Source organism: Alicyclobacillus fodiniaquatilis (assembly GCF_042678105.1).
Lineage (GTDB): Bacteria > Bacillota > Bacilli > Alicyclobacillales > Alicyclobacillaceae > Alicyclobacillus > Alicyclobacillus fodiniaquatilis.
On record NZ_JBHUCX010000013.1, the window covers coordinates 154,454 to 176,518 of the forward strand.

A 22,065-nucleotide genomic window follows, 5' to 3' on the forward strand; every position below is an offset into this window, starting at 1 on the left:
GGTCTCAACACCTGCCATAACGTCGTTCGCTTTTGCAAATTGATTTATGGCTGCGTTAGCAACCAATTTCGCATCCGTTAAATATGTGCTGTCCCCTGTCAATTTAAACAATTCAACAGCCGCACCAACAACGGTGCCGTAGTTATATGTCCACTGTGCTGTGCCACCGTTTGGATAGGTGTTCTGCTGAGTTTGCGGATTCCAGTCTACGCCGTCCATAACAGTACCTGGTTGATAATCCGTTCCATTTACATTGCCGCCCGTGGGTAGAACAAGAGTGTTCCATTCCCAATCAAACACTTGCTTGGCATCGGTAAGGTACGATTTATTGCGGGTAGCCGCGTAAAGTTCGGTTGATAGAATGGTATCTGTCATGTTAGCGGCCGTGTCTCGGTAGTACGGATTGTACCAACTGGATCCAGCGCTCGGTTTATCCCATGTGATGCCGCCTTCTGACGTCCAACTATTCTCGATATCAGCCTGAAGGGCTTCCGCGTCTTGTACAAGTGCTGGCACACTGGAACTACTCATACTACTCGAGGTGGTTCGTACTACTGGAAATGCCGTTGAAAGATTGGTTACCTTTGCTTTAACTGCCTGCATGAGTGCAATCCCCAACCAGCCCTCATCGTCATTCCAGCTATTATACATTTGTGTGCCATATTGATTCTGAAGACCAGCAATAAAGTGATTCATGTAAGAACTATAGGCTGTCGAGTTTGTCGCCAGATCCGCGTCTGCCAGTGCATACAACCCATTGGCTTCCCACCAATAGTTTCCTGTATAGCTTCCACCCGGGGTGTTTTCGAACTGATTGCCACTACTGTTCCAGTAGCTTCCGATTAAGCCTTGAACAGCCGTGGTCGCTTCAGTCTGGTAATTTACTGGGCGATTGGCTTGACTAGTCGGTGTCGAGTCTGCGAAAACTTCGCTTGTACTCAAGATGCTACCCGCAGCTAGCACGCTGAAGGCGGTCATCATACTGCGTTTTACGAGCTTGGCATTACACGAGCCCATTGCAACAGCCCTTTTCATCACTGATTCTCCTCTCAACTCATGTTGTCGCATCTAAAGCCGAGCGAATGTTCAAGTTGAGCATCTCCCGAAACTTAAACTCAACTTCCCATCAAATTAGAGGATGATTGGGATCCCTTTTCTAAATATATATTGGATTGAAACAGTTTTGTTAAAATTCAATTATTATAAATATACGGTGATAGTTTGATTGATATTGTTAAAGGTTGTATAAAATGAGGTGACATATGGGGCCTCGCTTCGCTGGTTCAGGGAGGCGGGAGATGTGCCGAAGTCCCAGGTCTGCCTGGCTGAATCCGTGTTCATGTGCGGCTAGAATATATGATGATAAACTTGTTCTGGTGAGTGACTTATTTAGAATGTAGAAGCTTTAGCAAAGATTTGGCCTTTTCTGGGTCATTCATCAATGCCGTTCTGTATTCCAACATCCAGTTCAGCGTTTCAAGAATCTGATCCAATTCATCTTTCTTATGTTCGATCTCTATCATCTTTTGGCGAATCCACTCAATCACCTGTTCATGGGTAGGGGCATTGGTGTCATGATCGTGCAAAACTGTCTTCAGTTCGGCGAGCGAACACCCCAATCTCTGAAACTTCTTTACCAGTTTCAGACGTTCGATTGCCTCGTCTGCATAGTTGCGATAGTTATTTTCCGCTCTCTGGACATGACGACTGTCCAATAAACCTTCCTTTTCATAAAAACGAATGGTGTGCGCTGATAAACCCGTTTTATCAGCCAGTTCTTGAATTTTCATGTCAATCCCTCCGGCATATCGCTTGCCTTAGAGTTCACTCTATAGTTTAGACTCCAATTGTTCAAGTAAATCTACAAATCAACAATTGAAGGAGGATATCGTGATGCGCGTTTTTGTAACAGGAGCAACAGGGTACGTCGGCTCCGCAGTCGTCCGTGAACTCATCGCAGCCGGTCATCAGGTCGTTGGTCTTGCCCGCTCAGATCATGGCGCTGCGGCGTTGAAGGAAGTAGGGGCCGAGGTGCTCCTCGGTACGCTTGACGATCTCGACAGCCTTCATAGCGCCGCCGCTGCTGCGGACGGTGTCATCCACCTCGCGTTTAAGCATAATGGCGACTTTTCGGATTTCGCCAGTTCCCTCGCAACTGATCTGCGTGTCGTCGAGACGATAGGGGCAGCATTAGAGGGCTCGGGTAAACCGTTCGCAATCACCAATCACATGAACGGGGAAGCATCAGAGAACGCGGTGTTCGCGCTGGCTGGCGTGCGATCATCAGTCGTCAGTCTCGCACCGACCGTGCACGGCGAGGGCGACAAAGGCTTTGTGCCGAGACTCATCAACATTGCACGTACGAAGGGTTTCTCTGCCTATGTGGAAGATGGAACCAATCGCTGGCCAGCCGTGCATCGACTTGATGCCGCGCATCTCTACCGCTTGGTGTTAGAAAAGGCGCCATCCGGTTCAAGGCTAAGTGGCCGCGCTGAAGAAGGGGTGCCGTTCCGGGACATCGCAGGCGTCATCGGTAAACATTTGAACCTGCCGGTGGTCAGTATTTCGCGTGAAGAGGCTGAGTCCCACTTCGGCTTAGTCGTCCCCATTGCGGCAATTGATGTCACCAGTATGTTTCCAGGGGCGAGCGCGCAGATGCGTGAACGCTTGGGATGGAACCCCACCCACCCCGGACTTATCGCCGACCTTGAACAAGGACACTACTTCAACAACTGATTTGGAGCTTAAGGTCATGCCTCGCGAATGTGCGAGGCATGACCTGTTAGTGGTCTTCGCAGATCCAGTGGTCCATCTACGGCGTGCCCCGCAGTCATTTTAATTCCGCCTTTTGCGGTATTGGGAAGGGGAAATTCCGTAAAAGGCGGTGAATTGTCTGGTGAAATGATGAATCGATGAATAACCCAAATCCGCAGCGATCTCGGTGACAGAACGATTGCTTTCCCACAGTGTTGCGGCGGCTCGTTTCATGAGGGCCTTTGTCCAGTACGCCTTGGGAGACACACCAGTGGTTCGTTTAAACAACGCGTGAAACTGCGTTTTTTGCAGCCCACTCATTTGCAGCCATTCTTCGTAGTGAAATTCTCCATCCGCTTCCGTTTCGATTTTTTGCACAAGGCGTTTGATACGAAAATCATCCAGATCCAAATGGTGCTTGCGGATTTGGATGATTTCCAAAATAAATGCTTTCAATAAGCTGCTGGCTATGGTTGTTGAATACACCTCGTCCTTCTGATGCTGTGCGACGATGTGTGTAAAGAGATCGATCATCGCGCCATCGTGCTGGATGGGGAAAACATGGGGCAGTTCGTTCAGTTCTGTATCCGCCAGCGAGATGGTCAATAAGTTCGGGTCAAACTCAGATTCGTTGCGCGCCAAGTGCTGTTCCGTTTTTAATGGCGTGTCTGTCCACAATTCAAAATAGATGTTGTATGTCGAAAGTCGATGTACAGGGTCAGGGTAAAATGAATGTGGCAGCTTCGGCGGAAAGTATATTAAATCTCCCTTTTTTGCGGCAAACGTGTGATTGGGAATTGAAATTTGCGCTTTTCCAGAGTCCACGAGGTGAAAGGCGTAGCAATACCCGATGCGGCCAGTTTCACTCGAGTGTTGCTCCACCGGGAATCGATATTGATGAGCAACTCTGATGAATGGCCGCATCGCCTCCAAATGTTCCATTGTTGCGACACCCCCCTCAAATTCCTGCTGGACTTCAGTAAAAGCATCGGAAAAATTGATCAATTTCTGAACTTTTGTAGAAATATCTTATGTCGAAAATGGATTAAGATCAACTCAAATCGGCATTTTAGAAGGAGGTTGTCTGATGACAACGCATACAAATGGCGGAAGTCTGAGCAAAGAGCAAATCGACTTTTACAATGAAGAAGGCTACCTGGTCATCCCACAATTGCTGTCCAGAGAAGCGTTACAACCAGCTAAAGAGGCCATGAACGAAAAGGTCTCGATGATTGCGGATGAGTTGTTTCAGGCGGGGCTCATTGATGACAAATTGGAACATCGGCCATTCAAATATCGCTTGGCAGAGCTGTTCGCGCATTTGACAGAAGATGACTTTTTGAAATACGGCAGGAGTTGGCGGGATCGACTACCAGGTTATTTTCATCTGATGAGCCAGCCCAAGATCTTGGATGCGGTAGAGTCGCTGATTGGTGGCGAGATCTTCGCCAACCCGGTTTACAATGTGCGCCCCAAGGTGCCCAACGTCGCGGCAGGCGCAGTGCCATGGCATCAGGATAAGTCGTATTGGCCAGATGCGAACTCCAATCCGGTGATTACGGTTTGGATCCCGATGGTGGACGCCAACGAAGTGAATGGATGTCTCCACATCAAACCACGAACGCATCGGAGCCGGGTGTTAGAATGGCATCAGGAGACGTACACAAAAACGGGCTACAATGCGCTTGAAAACAAACAATTGGGCAAGACGAAGACCGTTGCGCTGCCCGTGCCGGAGGGAAGCGCCATCCTTTTCAATGATCGGGCGTTGCACATGTCGACACCAAATCAATCCGATGAAGTGCGGTGGAGCGTGGATTTGCGCTATCAGCCTACGGATCAGGATCCAATGCCAGCGCATGGAACTGGGTTTTTGGCTCGGAGCTACATGTACCCTGACAAGGTTGCCACATTGGAAGATTGGCTGGCCGAGCGGATGGAGCGGGTGTGAAATGCCAAAGAGTGACGACCAAACTGCCAAGCAAAGCAGTTGAGCAATACGCCAGAAATCAAACGCTGTGCGCAAAAATGCCGCGTGCTCACCTGAGTACACGGCATTTTTGCGGTGGAGGTCAGCAAAGCAGAGTATAATCACAGTTTGATTCGCAATTGTGGGACGATTGCAGCAAAAGGTACAATGAATCTAGTAGGAATGCGGACAGTTCGTTTTGTGCTAGGGTCGTTGCCAGATATCAATCGAATGAAACATGGATGAAAGCGGTTAATTTTCTCTTAAAGACATGATGAGTACAGAAGGCATATGCGAAATAAGCGCGAAAGCGCTGTTTTGGAGGGATATATCTTGACTGAACAGGCAGTAGGCGAGCGAACTCGCATCTGGTTTCGACAGCCAGCAAATGAGTGGAATGAAGCTTTGCCCATCGGAAATGGCCGCTTGGGCGCGATGGTGTTTGGCCGCGTCAAAGAGGAGCGGATCCAATTAAATGAAGATTCGTTATGGTATGGTGGACCGCGGGATCGGCATAACCCGGATGCGCCCACATATCTTCCGAAGATCCGGGCGTTGATTTTTGCCGGGGAACTGCAAGCGGCAGAGCGGTTGACGGCGATGGCGTTGACGAGCTTGCCTGAATCACAACGTCATTACACGCCACTTGGCGATTTATTATTCTCCTTTTCAGGTGAGGAAACGGATGTGGTTGATTACGAAAGGGAGCTTGATATTGAGCGTGCTGTCACGACCATTCGTTACAAGCAGGGCGGAATCCGTTTCACCCGCGAGATGTTTGCAAGTTATCCGGATCAGGGGTTGATCATCCGCTTCAAGGCAGATAAGCCTGGGGCCATATCATTCCAGGCGCGGCTGACCCGAGCGAGATCGCGCTATGCGGAAACGATACAGAAGTGCGGCCCTGCTGGCATTCTCATGCGTGGGAACGCAGGTGGAGAAAACGGTTCCGACTTTAGCACTATTTTGAAATGCAGCGCAGAGGGTGGGCGTGTTCAGACGATTGGCGAATACCTCATTGTCGACGAGGCGGACAGCGTAACGCTGCACCTTGCGGCGAGCACTTCCTTTCGCAGCGCGGATCCAGAGCAAGCCTGCATGTCTACGCTGGATGCAATCGCGAAACAACCGTATGAACAGTTGCTCGAACGGCATCTTCAAGACTACCGCGCACTTTACAGCCGCGTGACGCTGCGCTTGCTTGAGCAAGACGCCAAGGCCACCTTGCCAACTGATGAACGCCTGCAGCGATTGCAGCAGGGGGAAACAGATTTAGGCTTGGTGAGTCTCTATTTTCAGTATGGCCGCTATCTTTTGATTGCCGCTAGTCGGCCTGGCTCTCTGCCAGCCAATTTACAAGGGATATGGAATGAGCATTTTCTACCGCCATGGGACAGCAAATACACCATCAATATCAACACGGAAATGAATTATTGGCCTGCCGAAATATGCAATCTGGCCGAGTGTCATGCGCCTTTGTTTGATCTCATCGAGCGGATGCGGATATCCGGACGTCACACGGCGCATGTATTGTATGGCTGTCGCGGCTTCACGGCGCATCACAATACGGATATATGGGCCGACACGGCGCCGCAAGACAGGTATTTGCCTGCCACGTACTGGCCGCTCGGCGCAGCTTGGCTTTGTCTGCATCTCTGGGAACATTATGAGTTTCATCAGGAGATACCGTTTTTACAGAAAACGTACGAGACCATGAAAGAGGCTGCGTTCTTCTTTCTCGATTACATGGTGCCTGGACCAGAGGGCTATCTGGTCACGTGCCCGTCCGTCTCGCCGGAAAACACGTATGTTTTGCCGAGTGGTGAGGCTGGTGTGCTCTGTTTTGGCTCTTCCATGGACAGTCAGATCATCCATGCGCTGTTTACTGCCTGTGTACGCGGGAGCGAAATTTTGGGAATAGACGAGGCTTTTCGCGAGGAACTACAAGCAGCGCTTGCCAAGTTGCCGCCCATTAAAATCGGGAAGCACGGCCAAATCCAGGAGTGGTTTGAGGATTACGAGGAGAAAGAACCAGGCCATCGGCATATCTCCCATTTGTTTGCGCTGCATCCAGGCAACCAGATAAACCTAGATACACCAGCGTTGGCCGCGGCCGCGCGCGTGACGCTGGAGCGACGCTTGGCCAATGGGGGCGGCCATACAGGCTGGAGCCGGGCTTGGATCATCAACTTTTGGGCGCGGCTGAACGACGCCAAACTGGCGGCGGAAAACGTGCAGGCGCTGTTGGCGAAATCGACCTTGACCAATTTGCTGGACAATCATCCCCCCTTTCAGATTGATGGGAATTTTGGCGGCACGGCTGGCATCGCCCAAATGCTGCTGCAAAGTCACGCTGGGGCCATTCACATTCTGCCTTGCTTGCCAGATGATTGGCAGACTGGCCAAGTTGTCGGTCTGCGAGCGCGCGGCAATGTGACAGTAAATATCTCATGGCGTGATGGCAGATTGGAACGAGCATGGTTGGCCGCAGGTGTGGACGGCGTCTATCTGGTGCGCGCGACAGAACCAGTGGATGTGTTTTGTGCTTCGCAAGAAGTGCCTAGCAGTCAGGTAGAGACAAACGTAGTTGAGTTTATTGTGGAAAAAGGCAAAGTGTACGAGTTGGCGCCGCGCGAAGGATCACAAAAATAGGCTGGGTGATGAATCGATGTCCAACGTGAATCAAGTTCTGAAGGTATTTGGATTAAGGCCATCCGTCATTACTCGTCCGCCTGAATCGTTCGGTTCAGAGGTTTACGATGTGATCCTGGAAGGCGGGGAACGTGTTATCGTCAAAATCCCTTACAATAAAGGCAAGTTGGCCAGAGAACAGCGGGTACTCGCTCGATTACAAGGTGCTTTACCCGTTCCTGTGGTGTTAGACGTCTGGGAGGGAGACGAGGAGATAACCGGGGCGCTTCTTCTATCCGCAATCCCTGGGAAATCCATCACCGGTCCAGTTGATGCTTCCATGGCTTATCAAATGGGGCAGATGCTCGCTCGGCTGCATGAAATCCCCGCCCCGGGGTTTGGGCATGACACCATGAATGGATTTGAACATGTAGAAGGAAATCGATGGTTTCGGTTTGTTGAGGATAGTTTTTCATCTTGGGGAATCGATTGCCAAACGGTGCTCGATTACGACTTGTACAGGAAATGTTGTTCATACTTTGAACAAGCGATCAGCAGCATGCCAGAACCGAGTAAGGCATCCATGATACATATGGATTTTCGGCCTGGGAATCTTCTCGCAGAAGGGAACCGTCTCACAGGTGTCATCGATTTTGAAAGCGCGCGAGGGGGCGCAGTAGAGCTGGATTTCGTAAAAATACAATCCTATGTCTGGGACGTATACCCTGCAACAAAACGAGCATTTATGGATGGTTATCGATCCGTAAGCACTGTATCAGACTTGGAGACATGCCTGCCGTTTTACACATTCTTTAACGCGTTTGGCGGGGTATCCTGGTGCAAAAGACGCGGTATAGTGGCCAATCAAGCGTTTCTGAAAGAGAACGTCGACACGTTGCGAGCAGTCATGCATTCGTCCAACAAGGTTGTGTAACCATCTATCATTGGAGTGTGTTACCTAGCTCTGAAGCGGGTATCTGGCGTGTTTCCAGTGAGCAAAACAAATCCTTTCAGAGTGGCTGTAGTGGTTGTCTTTCGCTACAGCCACTCTGAAAATTGCCTTCGCAGTCGTGGTTTTTTATTGCACCTTTATTCTGTTATCTCTCCACCATGTTGATCTGCCCAAGATGGGCCAGTCGGGTTTCCTTGATTGTCTGTCTGAAATGCCTGTGTTTGGAAGGCGAGGAATGTAGCGACCCATCGTTGATCATTGGGGAAGTAAACCAATAGACCGCCATCTTGGTACGTGCCGTTATCTTTTTCGTAAGGAGAACTGTTTCCCTGGTTCATGTGAATATCGTGAATCCCTTGTGTTGGCAGGTTTTCTTTTCGATCCTGTGCGGCGGAACGCGACCCATCATGAAAATATTGACCGAACGCAAAGACGGACGCATTGTTTGTTTGCGCGGATGATACAATGGTGCCGATAAATGCGTCGAGATCGTTTTGGGAAGGCCCATCTATGGGTAAAGGCACCATAGCAGAGGTTTCAAACAGCGTTTCCCGCAGATAATCAAGCGCACCGGAATTTGCGTTATTCTTCAGGGCGGTGAAGCCTGGAGTAAGGGATAGGAGGTTCTGTGTCATGTCATTCTGGAAATTGTCATTTGCATAGTACAATACTTCCGATCCGTCACGCGATAGCACATTGACATCCACTTGATACGCTGTATTGTGATTATCCGTCAAAATCATGATGAAGTGAGGGGACTGGGGCGACCCGGGCGTGTACCGTACAACTTGCCCACGTATGACACCATAGTTTTGGATAGGCATGAACTCGTCACCTCGAGAATGAATTTGCTGTCTCTGTTCATACAATTCGATAATTCAAGGGATTTTCCTGACCGCCGTCAGTATAAGTTATGTTCGCTTAAGATCCGGGATAACTCATAGAGATTTTGAATTTCATACGTTGGAACGATCCCCGTCTCGTTTGGCTTCCTTGCTGGATTGAACCAGCACGTGTCCATTCCCGCCATCTGTCCGCCCTTTATATCCGAAGTCAAGGAATCTCCAATGATTAATCCTTGGCCTACAGAAAAATTCGGAATCCGTGCAAATACGTATTCAAAAAATTCTTTCATCGGTTTCTGATAACCGGTGTCTTCAGAAACAAAAATCCCTTTAAAGATTGGATGTAGACCAGAAGCGCGCAGACGTTGATCCTGCGTTTTCGACACGCCATTCGTCACGATATACAAATCATAGTGATTTTTCAGAGCTGTGATGATCTCCATGGCGCCGTCAATCAGATCGTGCCCTTGTTCTAGGTGCCGACGGTAAGTTTGTTCAAAAAGAACACCATCTACCTCTTGCCCGTATTTTTTAAATAAAAGTGTAAAGCGTGTATTCAGCACTTCATCGCGATTCAACTTGCCTTCTTCAAAGGCTTCCCATAAACCTCGGTTGATTCTTTTATACTCTGCTTCAATCTCTGATGTATAGGGAATCTGCTGTTCCTCAAACAGGAGGCGCAGGGCGAGCTTTTCTGCTCCAGCGAAATCGAGAAGTGTGTCGTCTACATCAAAAAACAAAGTCTGATATTTTTGCAATTGCAACTTCCTCACTTGTTAAATTCCTAAGTGAATACCTGTCGACTCTCTTCCGAATTATAGCGTGCTCAAGACGAATTCATCAAAAGGGTGCGGAACTTGTCCATTGTTTCATGCAGGATGCTGTCATCAGTCTTTATTCACCGGGATCCACACTTCGCACCGGTAATCATCAGCCATCGTGTCACCTAGAGGGTAGACCTCCATTTCCGGCGCTTCGGCGTGTTGGTAGCCTGTGGCTGGAAACCACTCTTGAAATATACGCATCCATACATCCTGAATCGACTTTGGCAATGGACCTACCGAGGGAAACATGGCCCATGTTGCAGCAGGGATTTCACTTGTGGTCCAACCGCTTTCCAATTCCTCGGCGGCGCCTTCCACTGCAATTATATAGGTGAATTGCTCATCGTCATCGTCGAATTTCATTTTAATGCCAAGCAGATTTTTGCCTGGGCAAAGGGAAGTGAGGCGCTCAATGGTTCCGTCTGCTTGACACTCACTCCAGAACGCTGGCATCCTTCTCATAGCATCTCCTTCCTTTAGTGAGACACGAATCGATTTGCCGATAACGGGGAATGCGTTCCGATGCACAATCTTGTAGTCCATTTCTTTGTCTCCCTTCAATGAAAGTTGGAAGGAAATTCGAGGATAGGCTTTGAGTTGAACTCCTTGTGCGCGTGCTTCCGATGGGGAGAGACCGTGTGCCTTGCGGAAGGCTTTGGCGAAAGATTCAGGTGACTCATATCTGTACTTGAGGGACACATCAAAAACTTTGGTAGCCGACATAGCCAATTCTTGTGCGGCCATTGTGAGCCTCCGCCTACGGATGTACTCCGCTACAGTAACGCCTGTCAACATATGAAACATGCGTTGAAAATGAAATCTCGACGAACAAGCCCGTTTCGCCACTTCCTCTATGTCGATGTCATCAGACAACTTGCTTTCAATGTAATCAATCGCATCATTCATCCTATCCAGCCATTCCAAACCATTCATCTCCTTCATGTCCAATCATAAACCATGATGAAACGGATATACCTGTTCATTCGTGCTTTGTTTGGATAGATGGGAAACACGCCGCTAACAATGAGCAGTTCGTGTTTCCCATCTGATGCCGGTACAGCTTGATGTCCCGCTGGGTTTAGTACGGCTTGTCTGGATGCCCCTTTGTTTCGGCTCCCTTCACGGCCTGATTGGCTTTTGCTGCTGCGACGGGCCCGCTTTTTACAGTGCTGCAGCGTGTTGACGAAGTTCTTAATCAACTCTGCTCGCTCCCTGTATGTATTCACGCCGGATCCCTGCATTTGACGATAGTTTGCGGGAATGCCCCAGGGGGAGAACAGGAATGTGATCATGTGCATCGCTTCTGGCGTATTGGAGACGAAGTCAAAGATGCGTTCTCCGCTTTGAATGCTGGCGATGGGATCCTCCCCCATTTTCCCATACGCTTCAAAATAGCCATGGGCGCCTGCGCCGCACGCATGCACGACACGTTCCGGAATCCGTTCGCGATCAAAGTGACTGATTTTCTCGATGAAATGGTAATTTTCCAATGTTGCAGGGCCGCGATTGCCGACTGTAAGCGCAGTCTGGTTTGACGCGGAATGGGCGTCAAAGTGTTGTGTCATCTTGTAATATCCCCTCTTTCGCAAGCATCAACATCACAGTTGCGAAGATGAGAGTCTTATACTGGAAGCAGATTACAGCAAAAGGGTTCGTAAAAAAGCGGATGGGTATACGCAATTTTAAAGTGTGGATAGGGGCTGTCGTGGGCTGCACGATATTCGTTTAGATGTCCTGCCATTGCGGAAGAGGATTGGGGCGGGTCACACAGTGGGACAATATGAGACCCATAAATTCGAGTGAATGACAAGCACGTAAGCGTCTCTTTCAGCGGCTTATGCGTTCTTGTCCGGGCTTGCTGGCGATTGTTTGTCTGTCCCTTCGCACCATTTGTTCGCCCATCCTTGAATCGCTTCGAATGCGGGGGCGAGATCTCTCCCTTTTTGGGTCAACTCGTACTCGATGCGCACAGGGGTTTCTGGATGCACGATGCGCACTAAAATACAGGCTTCTTCCAATTCCTTGAAACGTTCCGCCAACATTCGCGCACTGATACCTGGGATGGTTTCTTCCACTTCAGAAAATCTTTTGGCTCCATTTGCAAGCGCCTGGATGATTAAACCCGTCCAGCGTTTTCCGAGGAGCGTAAATGCTTCTTCAAATTTGGGACACATCGGTTTGTCGCGCATGTTCCCACCTCCACCTGAACTATTTTAACATACTTACTTGACAGCAGTAACTTGTAAAGTTTAGACTAACCGTTGTATTTTAGTTACATTTTGTAACTAGATTGTGCAATGTAACGGATGAATAAACCACGATTCGTGGCACCATAACGCACCAGTGGGACCCTAAAAATCCATACAATTAAAACACTGCAGACGGTGCACCCCACTATGAAGGATATCAGGAGGACGGCAACCATGACGCAATTGTTGAATCGTTTTACGCTAAAAGGTCTGGAACTCAAGAATCGGATTGTGATGGCGCCGATGTGCCAATATTCTGTAACGGCCAAAGACGGAAAACCGAATGATTGGCACTATACGCATTATACCAGTCGAGCAGTGGGCGGCGCTGGATTGATTTTGGTGGAAATGACGGATGTGGAGCCAGACGGACGCATTACGGATTTTGATTTGGGGATTTGGTCGGACGAGCACATCCCGGCGTTTGCAAAGATCATTGATGCCTGCCACGCATATGGGGCGAAAGTTGGCATTCAGATTGCTCACGCTGGACGCAAAGCGGAAGACGCCATTCAACCTGTTGCGCCTTCTCCGATTCGGTTTGAGGGATCACAATACAAGCAACCCAAGGAACTGACGTTTGATGAGGTAGGGGCCATCGTCCAGAAGTTTGGCGAAGCTGCCAGACGTGCTGTCCAGGCCGGGGTGGATACCATTGAACTGCATGGTGCGCATGGCTATTTAATTCACCAGTTCCAGTCGCCGTTGACGAATCAAAGAACGGATGCGTATGGCCAGGATCTGGCGAAGTTTGGCGTAGAAGTGATCCAGGCGGTAAAGCGGGAGATGCCGATCACGATGCCTCTTTTGATACGAATTTCGGCAGTGGAGTACGCAGAGGGTGGATACGGCATCGACCATATGATTGAAATTTGCCGTCAATATCAGCAAGCGGGCGTTGACATTTTCCACGTGAGTTCGGGCGGTGAGGGTGTGCCAGGCGCTCGGCGCCCCGGCAACTACCCAGGTTATCAGGTTCCGTTCGCTCGAGCCATCAAAGAGGCGCTGAATGTGCCTGTGATTGCGGTCGGGATGCTGGAGGACCCACAACTGGCCGAATCAGTGATTGGCAATCAGGATGCGGATCTTGTGGCAATTGCGCGGGGAATGTTGCGGGATCCATACTGGGCTATCCATGCTGCGCAGGCGCTTGGCGCGAAGCCAGAGGCGCCGCAACAGTACGCGCGCGCTTTTTGAGCAGCATGCTGTCCATGCAAGATGCGCACCGTACAAGCGGAATCTTGCAAATGTCAGCAAGTACGGCATCGCGTGTGGCTCGGTGATGTTCAGGGATAACGTTAATGAGGTGAAGATATGGGTTTACAAGGGAAAGTGGCGCTGGTCACGGGGGCAGGCAAGGGCATTGGCAAAGTTATCGCGACAAAGCTTGCTGCTGAAGGCGTTCATTTGGCGTTGCTCGCCAGGACAAAGGCGGATCTTGAATCGCTCGCACAAACCATTGAAAAAACAAGCGATGTCCGCGTTGGGACAGCTGTCGCAGATGTGGCGGATCGAACTGCGGTGGAAGCGGCGCTTGCTGAATTGAAGGAGACGGTCGGGCCAGTTGATATGCTCATCAACAATGCCGGAACGGCCACATTCGGTTCCGTGGCGGAAATGGCGCCGGAGGAATGGGAACGGATTGTCAAAGTAAATCTATTCGGCACGTACTATGTGACCCGCGGCGTATTGCCGGATATGATGGCCCGCAATGACGGCGTGATCATCAATGTGAGTTCCACTGCGGGATTGCGGGGCGCTGCCACGACGTCTGCTTACTCCGCCTCCAAATTTGGCGTGATGGGATTTACTGAATCTTTGATGCAGGAAGCTCGCAAACACAATATCCGTGTCACGGCGCTGACACCTAGCACGGTGAACACTGAATTGGCATCGCGTGCAGGACTCAAAATCGGCAGCGAAGACAGGATGATGCAGCCGGAAGATGTGGCGGATTTGGTGCTGGCGATTCTGAATTTGCCGCCGCGCGTATTTGTCAATCAAGCTGGCATCTGGACCACGAATCCACAATGAGCAGTTGGGGGACGTCATTTCGACGGAGATGGCCTCCGCGATGCAGCTTTATCTAACCAGTCAAACAAAGTAACCTGGTTTTAACACGGGCACAAAATAGAAAACTGTTGAGCCGATGAAGCGTCTTTTTCATGGGGCCAACAGTTTTTTCTTTATTTTTTGCAGCAAAATGCAAGGATTGGCAGCAATGTTTGAATTAAATTCAATATTTTTTTGTTATTGTAGTATCAGTGTGTTGTACAAACATGCCTAAGCAAAACGAGTCACGAAATTTGAGGTGCATGATGAGTTTACAACCTAGTAAACCAACGAAAAAAAGAACACGTCTTGGTATTGTCTACGCCATCGTCTTTTTGTCCTTTACCGCGCTGATTTTTCGAGCTGCATATGTTCAAGTGGTGAAAGGAGCCGCATTTCGCAAGGAGGAAGTCAACACGCAATTTTTGAAGGTGCCTGTGATCCCGCAAAGGGGTTGGATTTACGATGCAAACGGACAACTGTTGGCGTGGGATACACCGACTTCCGAAATTTTAATCAACAACTTCACGGCGAATACAAGCTCTGAATACCAGCGGATCGCCGATAAATTTGCTTCTATTCTCAATACGACACCTAAGAAGTTATATCAAACGATACTGAGTGACAAAAACGATTTGCAAATTCCGTTGACGACGCATGCGACAGATGAGCAAATTGCGTATGTGATGGAGAACAAGCAATCGTTCCCAAATGTAGAGATTGAACAAGCATATCAACGTCAGTATCCTGAAGGGGATTTGGCTGGGCAGGTGCTTGGCTATGTCAGCAGCATCACAGCTGAAAATGTAAAAAAATACAGCAAAGAAGGATACATCGACAGTCAAAAAGTAGGCACGACCGGATTGGAAGAAGAATACGAGCCGATTCTGCAAGGAAAAGTAGGAGAGCAGTTGTTGGCTATCAATCCGACGACAAACCAAGTGCAAACCATTGGGACTGCGCCGGATGCCGTGCCTGGCGACAATCTGCAATTGACGCTGGATGGCCATATGCAGGCGGAAGCGCAGATGATCTTTCAAAATAGCATCAACTCATATTCGGGAAAAGATTTGGTCACGGGCGCTTCTGCTGTGATGCTCAATGTCAAGACAGGCGGCGTCATATCGATGGTGAGCTACCCGTACCTCAATCCGAATTGGTTTACATCGGGTAAGCCCATCACATCGGCTGAAGGCAATTATTTAAGCAACTCAGGGGCACAGGAGAACTATGCAATTCAATCACCGGAGTATCCAGGTTCGACTGTGAAACCCGCCAACTTGATCACGGCGCTGAAAGCAGGCGCCATCACGGCAGACACCACGGTTGACGACGAAGGATATATCCATATTGGCCAAAGCATCATTCATGAAGATGACGGCATTGCGTTTGGGTGGGTCAATCCAATTGAGGCCATTGCCGTTTCGAGTGACGTGTTCTTTTACAAAGTTGGACTTGACCTAGGGAAATGGTTTGGCAGCAGCGCGACCAGCGGCGGATCGTATCCGCCGAGCGATGGCAGCTATCAAAACTATTTGGACACGGATTTTGCCAAAGGCATCAACACCCTGTTTCAGGGGGAGTGGGACTGGGGATTAGGGCATCTAACTGGCATTGATTTGCCAAATGAGTCCCCCGGGGCTTTCTATATAGAAGATTCGAACGATGGATACGCTCAAGTCCAATACCCTTTGAAAAAGAGTGAAGCGTCTATTAAAAAGACGGGTAAATACGTCAATCACGGAACACCGGAAGATCTGGCGTTTGCAGGAATCGGTCAATCGCAACAATTTACGACGATGCAACTGGCGACATATGCGATGAACTTGGCGAATGACGGAAAAAAATTAAAACCACATTTGTTGAGTAAAGTTTATAGCGCGGCTGATACGCCAAGCTCGAATGCAAAGCCGATTAAGACTGTCGGCACAGAAGTAGAAGGACAGATCAAGGCAGATCCTGAAATTTTCCAGATGCTAAAAACGGCAATGCAGGACGTGACAACCGGTGGTGTAGGCGGCGCAGACGCAACGGCAAACGGGATATTTAACTCGTCTCCATATGAGGTCGCGGCTAAAACAGGCACCGCGCAAATCACCATTAAAGGCCAACAAACGGATAACTCTGTATTTATCTGCTACGCGCCCATCGATCATCCGATTGTGGCGATGGCCATCATGATTCCGGGCGGCGGATATGGCGCATCTTTGGCTGGTCCGATTGCCAAACAAATGCTCGATGCCTACTTTGATGAGCACCATGAGAGCTTTATGCCGAAGAAAGACTGGACCAGTACAAAGATTCCAGCGAACTGGAGCACTTCCGCAGCGAATACGTTACCTTAAACCGCCCGTTGCTCCAATTCACATGGTGACCTTTGGCTCACTATCCTGACGGCACCTTGTTACACGCCATTCGCACCCTCCCGAATCACTGGCTTTTTCATGCTGTTGGTGCGGGAAGCATCGCGGATGGCGGTCTAATGCATTGTGAGGAGGGGCACAAATGAAGGCCATAGTGGTAACCGAGTGGGGAACACCGGAAGTCATGCAGTACACAACGGTTGATAAGCCCACGTTGCAGTCACACCAAGTTATCATTCGCGTGGTTGCGACGAGTGTAAACTTTGCGGATATCAAAGCGAGGTGTGGCAATAAAAGCGCAGGCACCGCGCCCCCATTTATACCCGGTTTAGATGCAGCGGGCGTTATCGAACAGGTTGGCGACAAGGTGCAGCATCTCAAACCAGGGCAGCGCGTGATTGCCTTTCCGCACAATGGTTCTTATGCAGAGTATGTGGTCGCAGACGAGTCGCTCACTTTTGCCATACCAGACAGTCTGCCGTTTGACGTTGCCGCAGCGGCGCCCATTGTTTCTTTTACCGCTTACAAGTTGCTTGCGGATGTGGCTAGACTCGTACAAGGGGAAACGGTGCTTATTCATGCCGCCGCGGGCGGCGTTGGATCGACCGCAAGTCAATTGGCTAAACTCCTGGGCGCGGGTTGTGTCATCGGCACCGTCGGCAATGAAGCAAAACGACAAATCGCTTTTGAGTCGGGTTGCGATCACGTCATTTGCTATGAAGGAACGGATTTTGCCAACGAAGTCAACGACATCACGCATGGCCGCGGCGTTGACGTCATTCTGGATTCCATTGCGGGTTCAGTGTCGGAAAGAAGTCTCGAATGCCTTGCGAAGTACGGCAGGTTGGTTCATTTCGGCAACGCCAGCGGAGCAATTGGACATTTTCAGACGAAGGATTTGCATGCAAGCTGTCGTTCTGTGCTGGGATTTAGCCTTGGCACCACGCGCAAGGAACGCCCATACCTTCTGCGTGATACCGCAAATCACGTGCTTCGATATCTGGCAGACAAGCAGTTGGATATCAAGGTTGGCGCGCGTTTCAACTTGGCGCAAGCTGCAGCGGCGCATCGGCTTGTGGAGAGCAGAAATAGCGTCGGCAAAGTTTTGTTAACAGTGTGATCGATAGGCTTGAATTTGTTCTTTGTTGGGAGATTGCGAGACCACGGATGAGCGGAACATGATATGATCCATCTGGGCAGCGACGTGGGACGTTGCTGTCGGTCAGAAGCTTGAAATCGTTGGTGGATTCTATTAAGGTGTATTTCTTTGTTTGGAATCCAGCGAAAATTCAAGCAAATATCGTTTTCGCGCGCGAGGTATAGAAGGGATGGTTCAATGCATGAATTACGATCCGCTGTACAACCCGTACCATTCGCAAAGAATGACGACGTTTGCCCGCAAAGGGATGGTGGTGACGACCCAACCGCTGGCCGCAGAGGCTGGCCGCGACATCCTGCGCAAGGGTGGCAACGCCGTTGATGCTGCGATCGCGACTGCTGCTTGCCTGACCGTGTTGGAGCCGAACTCCAACAGCATCGGCGGCGATACGTTTGCCATCGTTTGGTTTGAGGGGAAAATGCACGGTTTGAACGCAAGTGGCCCGAGTCCCAAATCCATCTCCATTGAAGCGGTCCGACAAGCTGGCCATCAAGCGATGCCTAATTACGGGATGGTGCCTGTCACCGTGCCGGGGACACCAGCAGCTTGGGCGGCATTATCTCGCAAGTTTGGACGCCTGCCGCTGACGGACGTGTTGCAGCCTGCGATTGAGTATGCGGCAACTGGTTTTCCTGTCTCGCCGACCATCGGCAAGTATTGGGCTTTGGGATACAAACACATCAACGCACTCGCTGATCCCGTGTTTGCGCCCTGGTTGGCGACGTTTGCCCCAAACGGACGCGCGCCAGGCATTGGTGAGTTGTGGAAATCGCCGGAACATGCGAAAACGTTGCGTACCATCGCGGAAACGGGCGCAGAGGCTTTTTATCGCGGTGAATTGGCAGAGCAAATCGACGCGTTTTTCAGACGGCATGGGGGATTTCTCACAAAGGCCGATTTGGCGGATTACGAAGTGGAGTGGGTCGCGCCTGTTCAGACAAATTACAGGGGCTACGACGTCTGGGAGATTCCGCCCAACGGGCAGGGCATCATTGCGTTGATGGCGCTCAATATCCTGAAAGAAATGGAGATTGGCGCAAAAGATCGTGTGGACACGTATCACAAACAAATCGAGGCTGTGAAGCTGGCTTTTGTCGATGGACTCAAATATATCACGGATCCGCGCAAGATGGTCTTGACGGCAGAGGACTTGCTGTCCCAAACGTATGCCCAACAGCGGTTGCGCCTGATTGGGGAAGAAGCCCTGATGCCTGAAGCCGGTCAACCATTTAAAGGAGATACTGTCTATCTCGCCACAGCGGATGGGGAAGGGAATATGGTCTCGCTGATTCAAAGTCATGCCGGTGATTTCGGAGCTGGCGTGGTCATTCCTAACACGGGCATTTGCATGCAGAATCGCGGCAGCGGTTTTTCCCTCAATCCGGACGATCACAATGCTTTGGAACCAGGCAAGAAGACGTACCACACCATTATTCCCGGCTTCTTGACGAAAGACGGACAGCCTGTCGGTCCGTTCGGGGTGATGTGTGGCATGATTCAGCCGCAAGCGCATGTCCAAGTCGTGATGAACCTCGTGGATTTCTTGTTGAATCCGCAGGCTGCACTGGACGCGCCACGCTGGCGGTGGGTGAAGGAAAAAGTAATAGAGGTGGAGCCGCAATTTCCGGATTATATTGCGCAAGCGCTGGAGCGAAAAGGCCATGAGGTGCGGCGCGCGCTTGATTCCGGCATGTTTGGTCGCGGGCAGATCATCCTGCGTGACCCAGTCAGCGGCGTCCTTGCAGGAGGAACGGAACCGCGCGCAGACAGCGCTGTCGCTGCGTGGTAGGGATGGGATGACGCGGTGGCAGAATGCGTTATGATCGTTTTGAAAATGTGACAGCCCCGAAGAAAAACACCATATATTTGAATTTAAATCAGCAGATATTCTTGCGTTGACCTACATTTGCAATATAGCCACTCTGAAGCATATCTGGAAGTTCGTCGCCACTGGTCGGACGCTTCCAATCCGTATACGCCCTGTTTGCTGATGTGAGACAACGAAGTGATCGTGCCACACTTGAAGTTGGTGGATCGAAAATCTGAATCGTTTGTTTTTCATACAAACACAAATTTGGAGGTGCGTTTGCATGGCTCATCGTTCAACTGCGCTCATTATAGGCGGCGGCGTCATTGGTGGCGCTATCGCTTGGGAACTCACAAAACTTGGCATGGATTGCACCATCGTTGACAAAGGCGCTTTCTCTGCGGAGGCATCGACCGCTTCGGCAGGCATGCTATGTCCGCAGGCGGAGATACTGGATAATCCCAATCATGCGGAACTCTTCAAACAGAGCCAAGACCTGCACCGGGCTTGGACGGAAGAGTTGGAGGCAAGCAGTCACATTCCGGTGCAGTATATGCAAAAGGGAATGCTTCGCGTCGTGTTGGGTGCGCAGGAGGAAGCGTCGGCGAAAGCGCTAGTGCCATCGGCCAAGACGGCATTGGAGTGGCTGGATGCAAAAGACGTTTTGGCGTTGGAATCAGATGTGACTGCAGATGTGCGCGGGGGGATTTATTTTCCCGAAGATGGTCAACTACATCCCATCTACTTAGCCAAATCCCTCTATACGGCGCTTCAGCAGAAGGGCTGCCAAATCAAGGAGTGGACACCGGTTCTGAATTTGTTGCTGGAAGGCGAACGCGTGCTTGGAGCTCGTACCACAGATGGCGACTATTTCGCTGATTACACCATCGTCGCGGCAGGCGCATGGAGTTCATCCCTCTTAGCGCCACTCGGATTTCATATGCCAGTTCATCCCGTGAAAGGTCAGATGTACGCAGTTCGCTATGCGTCCATGTCTCTACAGCATATTGTGCAAGGGCCAGGGGGCATGATCATCCCTCGCCTCGACGGCACATTCACAGTTGGGGTGACGCACGAGGAAGTGGGGTATGACAAACGTCATACGGTGGAAGCAGTGACTCAAGTCCATCAACGTGTAAAACAATTTATCCCCAAATTGCAGGAGGCTATTTTCGTGAAAACCTGGGCTGGACTGCGTCCAGGTACACCAGATGGGTTTCCTTATATCGGAGACATCAGCGGTATGGAAGGTGTCTTCGTCGCAAGCGGACACTATACCATCGGCATTTTACTTGCGCCCATTACTGGGAAATTGATTGGGCAGTTGATGACGAAGGAACGGCCATGCATCGACACGGCACCATTTCGTCCCGATAGATTTAAGACAGCCGTTACGCTGTAAATGAAGTTTTCGATGGCTTGTTGTCTGTTCGACAAAAGAGATGTATGTTCAAAGAACCATCTCGCATTTTGCTAATGCTGAAAACTGGGTGGAACGAGTCGTTTAAAACCGCATCTTTTTGGAGTTAAGCGGCGACACAGGGGGACTACATGAGCGTATCCGAAACGAAGCGATCCAAAATCATCACCAGACTTCGAGACTCGGGCAGTGTCTTTGCTGAAGACGAGGCAGAGTTACTTATCTCCACAGCTCAAACCTTGGATGAGCTTGCAGGTATGGTGGCAAGACGTGTCGCTGGACATCCTCTTGAGTATATTCTCGGCTGGACTGAATTTTGTGGGCTGAGAGTCATCGTCGAACCGGGCGTGTTCGTGCCGCGCCGTCGGACCGAGTTTCTGGTCCAGCAAGCCATCGCTGCCGCGCGTCCAAGTCGCAATATCATCGTTGACTTGTGTTGCGGTTCGGGAGCGATTGGTCTGGCAGTGGCCACTGCACTTGGCAATAGCGAATTGTACGCAGTGGACATCGAACCTTCGGCAGTGCGGTGTGCTCGTCGCAATGTCGCTGACAACGGTCAGGTCTACGAAGGTGATCTATATGATCCACTGCCTCCAGCTTTACAAGGACGAGTGGATATCTTAGTCGCCAACGCGCCTTACGTACCCACTGAAGCGATTGAGATGATGCCACAGGAAGCCAGACAATACGAACCTATGGTGGCACTCGACGGTGGTGCGGATGGACTCGATGTGCAACGTCGTGTGGTTGCAAAGGCCGCAATGTGGTTGGCGCCAGGTGGCAGCTTGATCATAGAGACGAGCAAACGCCAGGCAACGCAAACCGCTGAAATGTACTCGAAGCATGCGTTGAGTCCGCGGATTGTTTGTTCTGATGAACTTGATGCGACTGTTGTCGTTGGAACCAAACCAACACTTTAACACGGTGGAAATATACACATCTAGCAGTTTAGTACGCTTGCGGATATAAGATCAATTTAAGACGATAAACTTCCATAACAGAACCTAATAAATTGACTAATCACGCCTGATTTAAAATGG

Annotated in this window: 18 protein-coding genes and 1 pseudogene; 11 read left to right on the top strand and 8 right to left on the bottom strand. The window is 50.2% G+C overall.

Features of this window, described 5'->3' with window-relative positions:
• Both ACFSB2_RS03810 and ACFSB2_RS03815 read right to left on the bottom strand, forming a co-directional pair.
• Positions 1–1,035, bottom strand: a 1,035-nt coding sequence (locus ACFSB2_RS03810) for a glycoside hydrolase family 76 protein (RefSeq protein ID WP_377941384.1), incomplete at its 3' end; no start/stop codon positions are given.
• A 350-nt stretch (positions 1,036–1,385) separates the two neighbouring features.
• Positions 1,386–1,790, bottom strand: coding sequence for a MerR family transcriptional regulator (locus ACFSB2_RS03815; protein ID WP_377941385.1), 405 nt, complete (start codon positions 1,788–1,790; stop codon positions 1,386–1,388).
• Positions 1,791–1,893: 103 nt separating this feature from the next.
• Here ACFSB2_RS03815 and ACFSB2_RS03820 point away from each other — a divergent pair, with 103 nt between their 5' ends.
• A complete protein-coding gene (locus ACFSB2_RS03820) occupies positions 1,894–2,736 on the top strand; it encodes an SDR family oxidoreductase (RefSeq protein ID WP_377941387.1) in 843 nt (280 codons plus the stop codon).
• A 99-nt stretch (positions 2,737–2,835) separates the two neighbouring features.
• On the opposite strand, the gene ACFSB2_RS03825 is transcribed toward ACFSB2_RS03820, so the two are convergent.
• Complete coding sequence (locus ACFSB2_RS03825) at positions 2,836–3,696, bottom strand: helix-turn-helix domain-containing protein (protein ID WP_377941388.1); 861 nt, start codon at positions 3,694–3,696, stop codon at positions 2,836–2,838.
• Between the two features lie 145 nt (positions 3,697–3,841).
• On the opposite strand from ACFSB2_RS03825, the gene ACFSB2_RS03830 reads away from it, so the two are divergent.
• The 3 genes from ACFSB2_RS03830 to ACFSB2_RS03840 all read left to right on the top strand — a co-directional run bounded on the left by ACFSB2_RS03830 (position 3,842) and on the right by ACFSB2_RS03840 (position 8,288).
• The gene (locus ACFSB2_RS03830) at positions 3,842–4,705 is read left to right on the top strand and encodes a phytanoyl-CoA dioxygenase family protein (protein WP_377941390.1); all 864 of its coding nucleotides are present in this window, start codon (positions 3,842–3,844) and stop codon (positions 4,703–4,705) included.
• A gap of 351 nt (positions 4,706–5,056) precedes the next feature.
• Positions 5,057–7,375, top strand: coding sequence for a glycoside hydrolase family 95 protein (locus ACFSB2_RS03835; RefSeq protein WP_377941391.1), 2,319 nt, complete (start codon positions 5,057–5,059; stop codon positions 7,373–7,375).
• Between the two features lie 16 nt (positions 7,376–7,391).
• Positions 7,392–8,288 (top strand): phosphotransferase family protein, encoded by an 897-nt coding sequence (locus tag ACFSB2_RS03840; RefSeq protein WP_377941393.1) that lies wholly within the window; start codon positions 7,392–7,394, stop codon positions 8,286–8,288.
• Positions 8,289–8,443: 155 nt separating this feature from the next.
• Here ACFSB2_RS03840 and ACFSB2_RS03845 read toward each other — a convergent pair whose 3' ends face one another.
• The 5 genes and pseudogenes from ACFSB2_RS03845 to ACFSB2_RS03865 all read right to left on the bottom strand — a co-directional run bounded on the left by ACFSB2_RS03845 (position 8,444) and on the right by ACFSB2_RS03865 (position 12,164).
• Positions 8,444–9,130 (bottom strand): DUF2278 family protein, encoded by a 687-nt coding sequence (locus ACFSB2_RS03845; RefSeq protein ID WP_377941395.1) that lies wholly within the window; start codon positions 9,128–9,130, stop codon positions 8,444–8,446.
• Positions 9,131–9,207: 77 nt separating this feature from the next.
• Positions 9,208–9,909 carry a YjjG family noncanonical pyrimidine nucleotidase gene (locus tag ACFSB2_RS03850; protein ID WP_377941531.1) on the bottom strand — a complete coding sequence of 234 codons (702 nt, stop codon included), beginning with the start codon at positions 9,907–9,909 and terminating at the stop codon, positions 9,208–9,210.
• A 129-nt stretch (positions 9,910–10,038) separates the two neighbouring features.
• Complete coding sequence (locus ACFSB2_RS03855; protein ID WP_377941397.1) at positions 10,039–10,899, bottom strand: AraC family transcriptional regulator; 861 nt, start codon at positions 10,897–10,899, stop codon at positions 10,039–10,041.
• 287 nt (positions 10,900–11,186) lie between these two features.
• A pseudogene (locus ACFSB2_RS03860) lies at positions 11,187–11,513 on the bottom strand (catalase); the annotation flags it as partial.
• A 297-nt stretch (positions 11,514–11,810) separates the two neighbouring features.
• The gene (locus ACFSB2_RS03865) at positions 11,811–12,164 is read right to left on the bottom strand and encodes a winged helix-turn-helix transcriptional regulator (protein ID WP_377941398.1); all 354 of its coding nucleotides are present in this window, start codon (positions 12,162–12,164) and stop codon (positions 11,811–11,813) included.
• Positions 12,165–12,398: 234 nt separating this feature from the next.
• Between ACFSB2_RS03865 and ACFSB2_RS03870 the strand changes: the two genes are divergently transcribed.
• From ACFSB2_RS03870 to ACFSB2_RS03900, 7 genes are all read left to right on the top strand, one after another.
• Positions 12,399–13,421: an NADH:flavin oxidoreductase/NADH oxidase gene (locus tag ACFSB2_RS03870; protein WP_377941399.1), complete on the top strand. Its 1,023-nt coding sequence runs from the start codon at positions 12,399–12,401 to the stop codon at positions 13,419–13,421.
• 117 nt (positions 13,422–13,538) lie between these two features.
• Positions 13,539–14,258 carry a 3-ketoacyl-ACP reductase gene (locus ACFSB2_RS03875; protein ID WP_377941401.1) on the top strand — a complete coding sequence of 240 codons (720 nt, stop codon included), beginning with the start codon at positions 13,539–13,541 and terminating at the stop codon, positions 14,256–14,258.
• A gap of 284 nt (positions 14,259–14,542) precedes the next feature.
• Entirely contained in the window at positions 14,543–16,621 is a 2,079-nt protein-coding gene (locus ACFSB2_RS03880; RefSeq protein WP_377941402.1) for a peptidoglycan D,D-transpeptidase FtsI family protein, read from the top strand.
• 160 nt (positions 16,622–16,781) lie between these two features.
• On the top strand, positions 16,782–17,759 hold the full coding sequence (locus tag ACFSB2_RS03885) for a quinone oxidoreductase family protein (protein ID WP_377941404.1): 978 nt from the start codon (positions 16,782–16,784) through the stop codon (positions 17,757–17,759).
• Between the two features lie 220 nt (positions 17,760–17,979).
• Positions 17,980–19,587 (top strand): gamma-glutamyltransferase family protein, encoded by a 1,608-nt coding sequence (locus tag ACFSB2_RS03890; RefSeq protein ID WP_377941408.1) that lies wholly within the window; start codon positions 17,980–17,982, stop codon positions 19,585–19,587.
• 301 nt (positions 19,588–19,888) lie between these two features.
• Positions 19,889–21,007, top strand: coding sequence for a glycine oxidase ThiO (gene thiO / locus ACFSB2_RS03895; RefSeq protein WP_377941410.1), 1,119 nt, complete (start codon positions 19,889–19,891; stop codon positions 21,005–21,007).
• 149 nt (positions 21,008–21,156) lie between these two features.
• A complete protein-coding gene (locus ACFSB2_RS03900) occupies positions 21,157–21,945 on the top strand; it encodes a putative protein N(5)-glutamine methyltransferase (RefSeq protein ID WP_377941412.1) in 789 nt (262 codons plus the stop codon).
• The last annotated feature ends 120 nt before the right edge of the window (positions 21,946–22,065 follow it).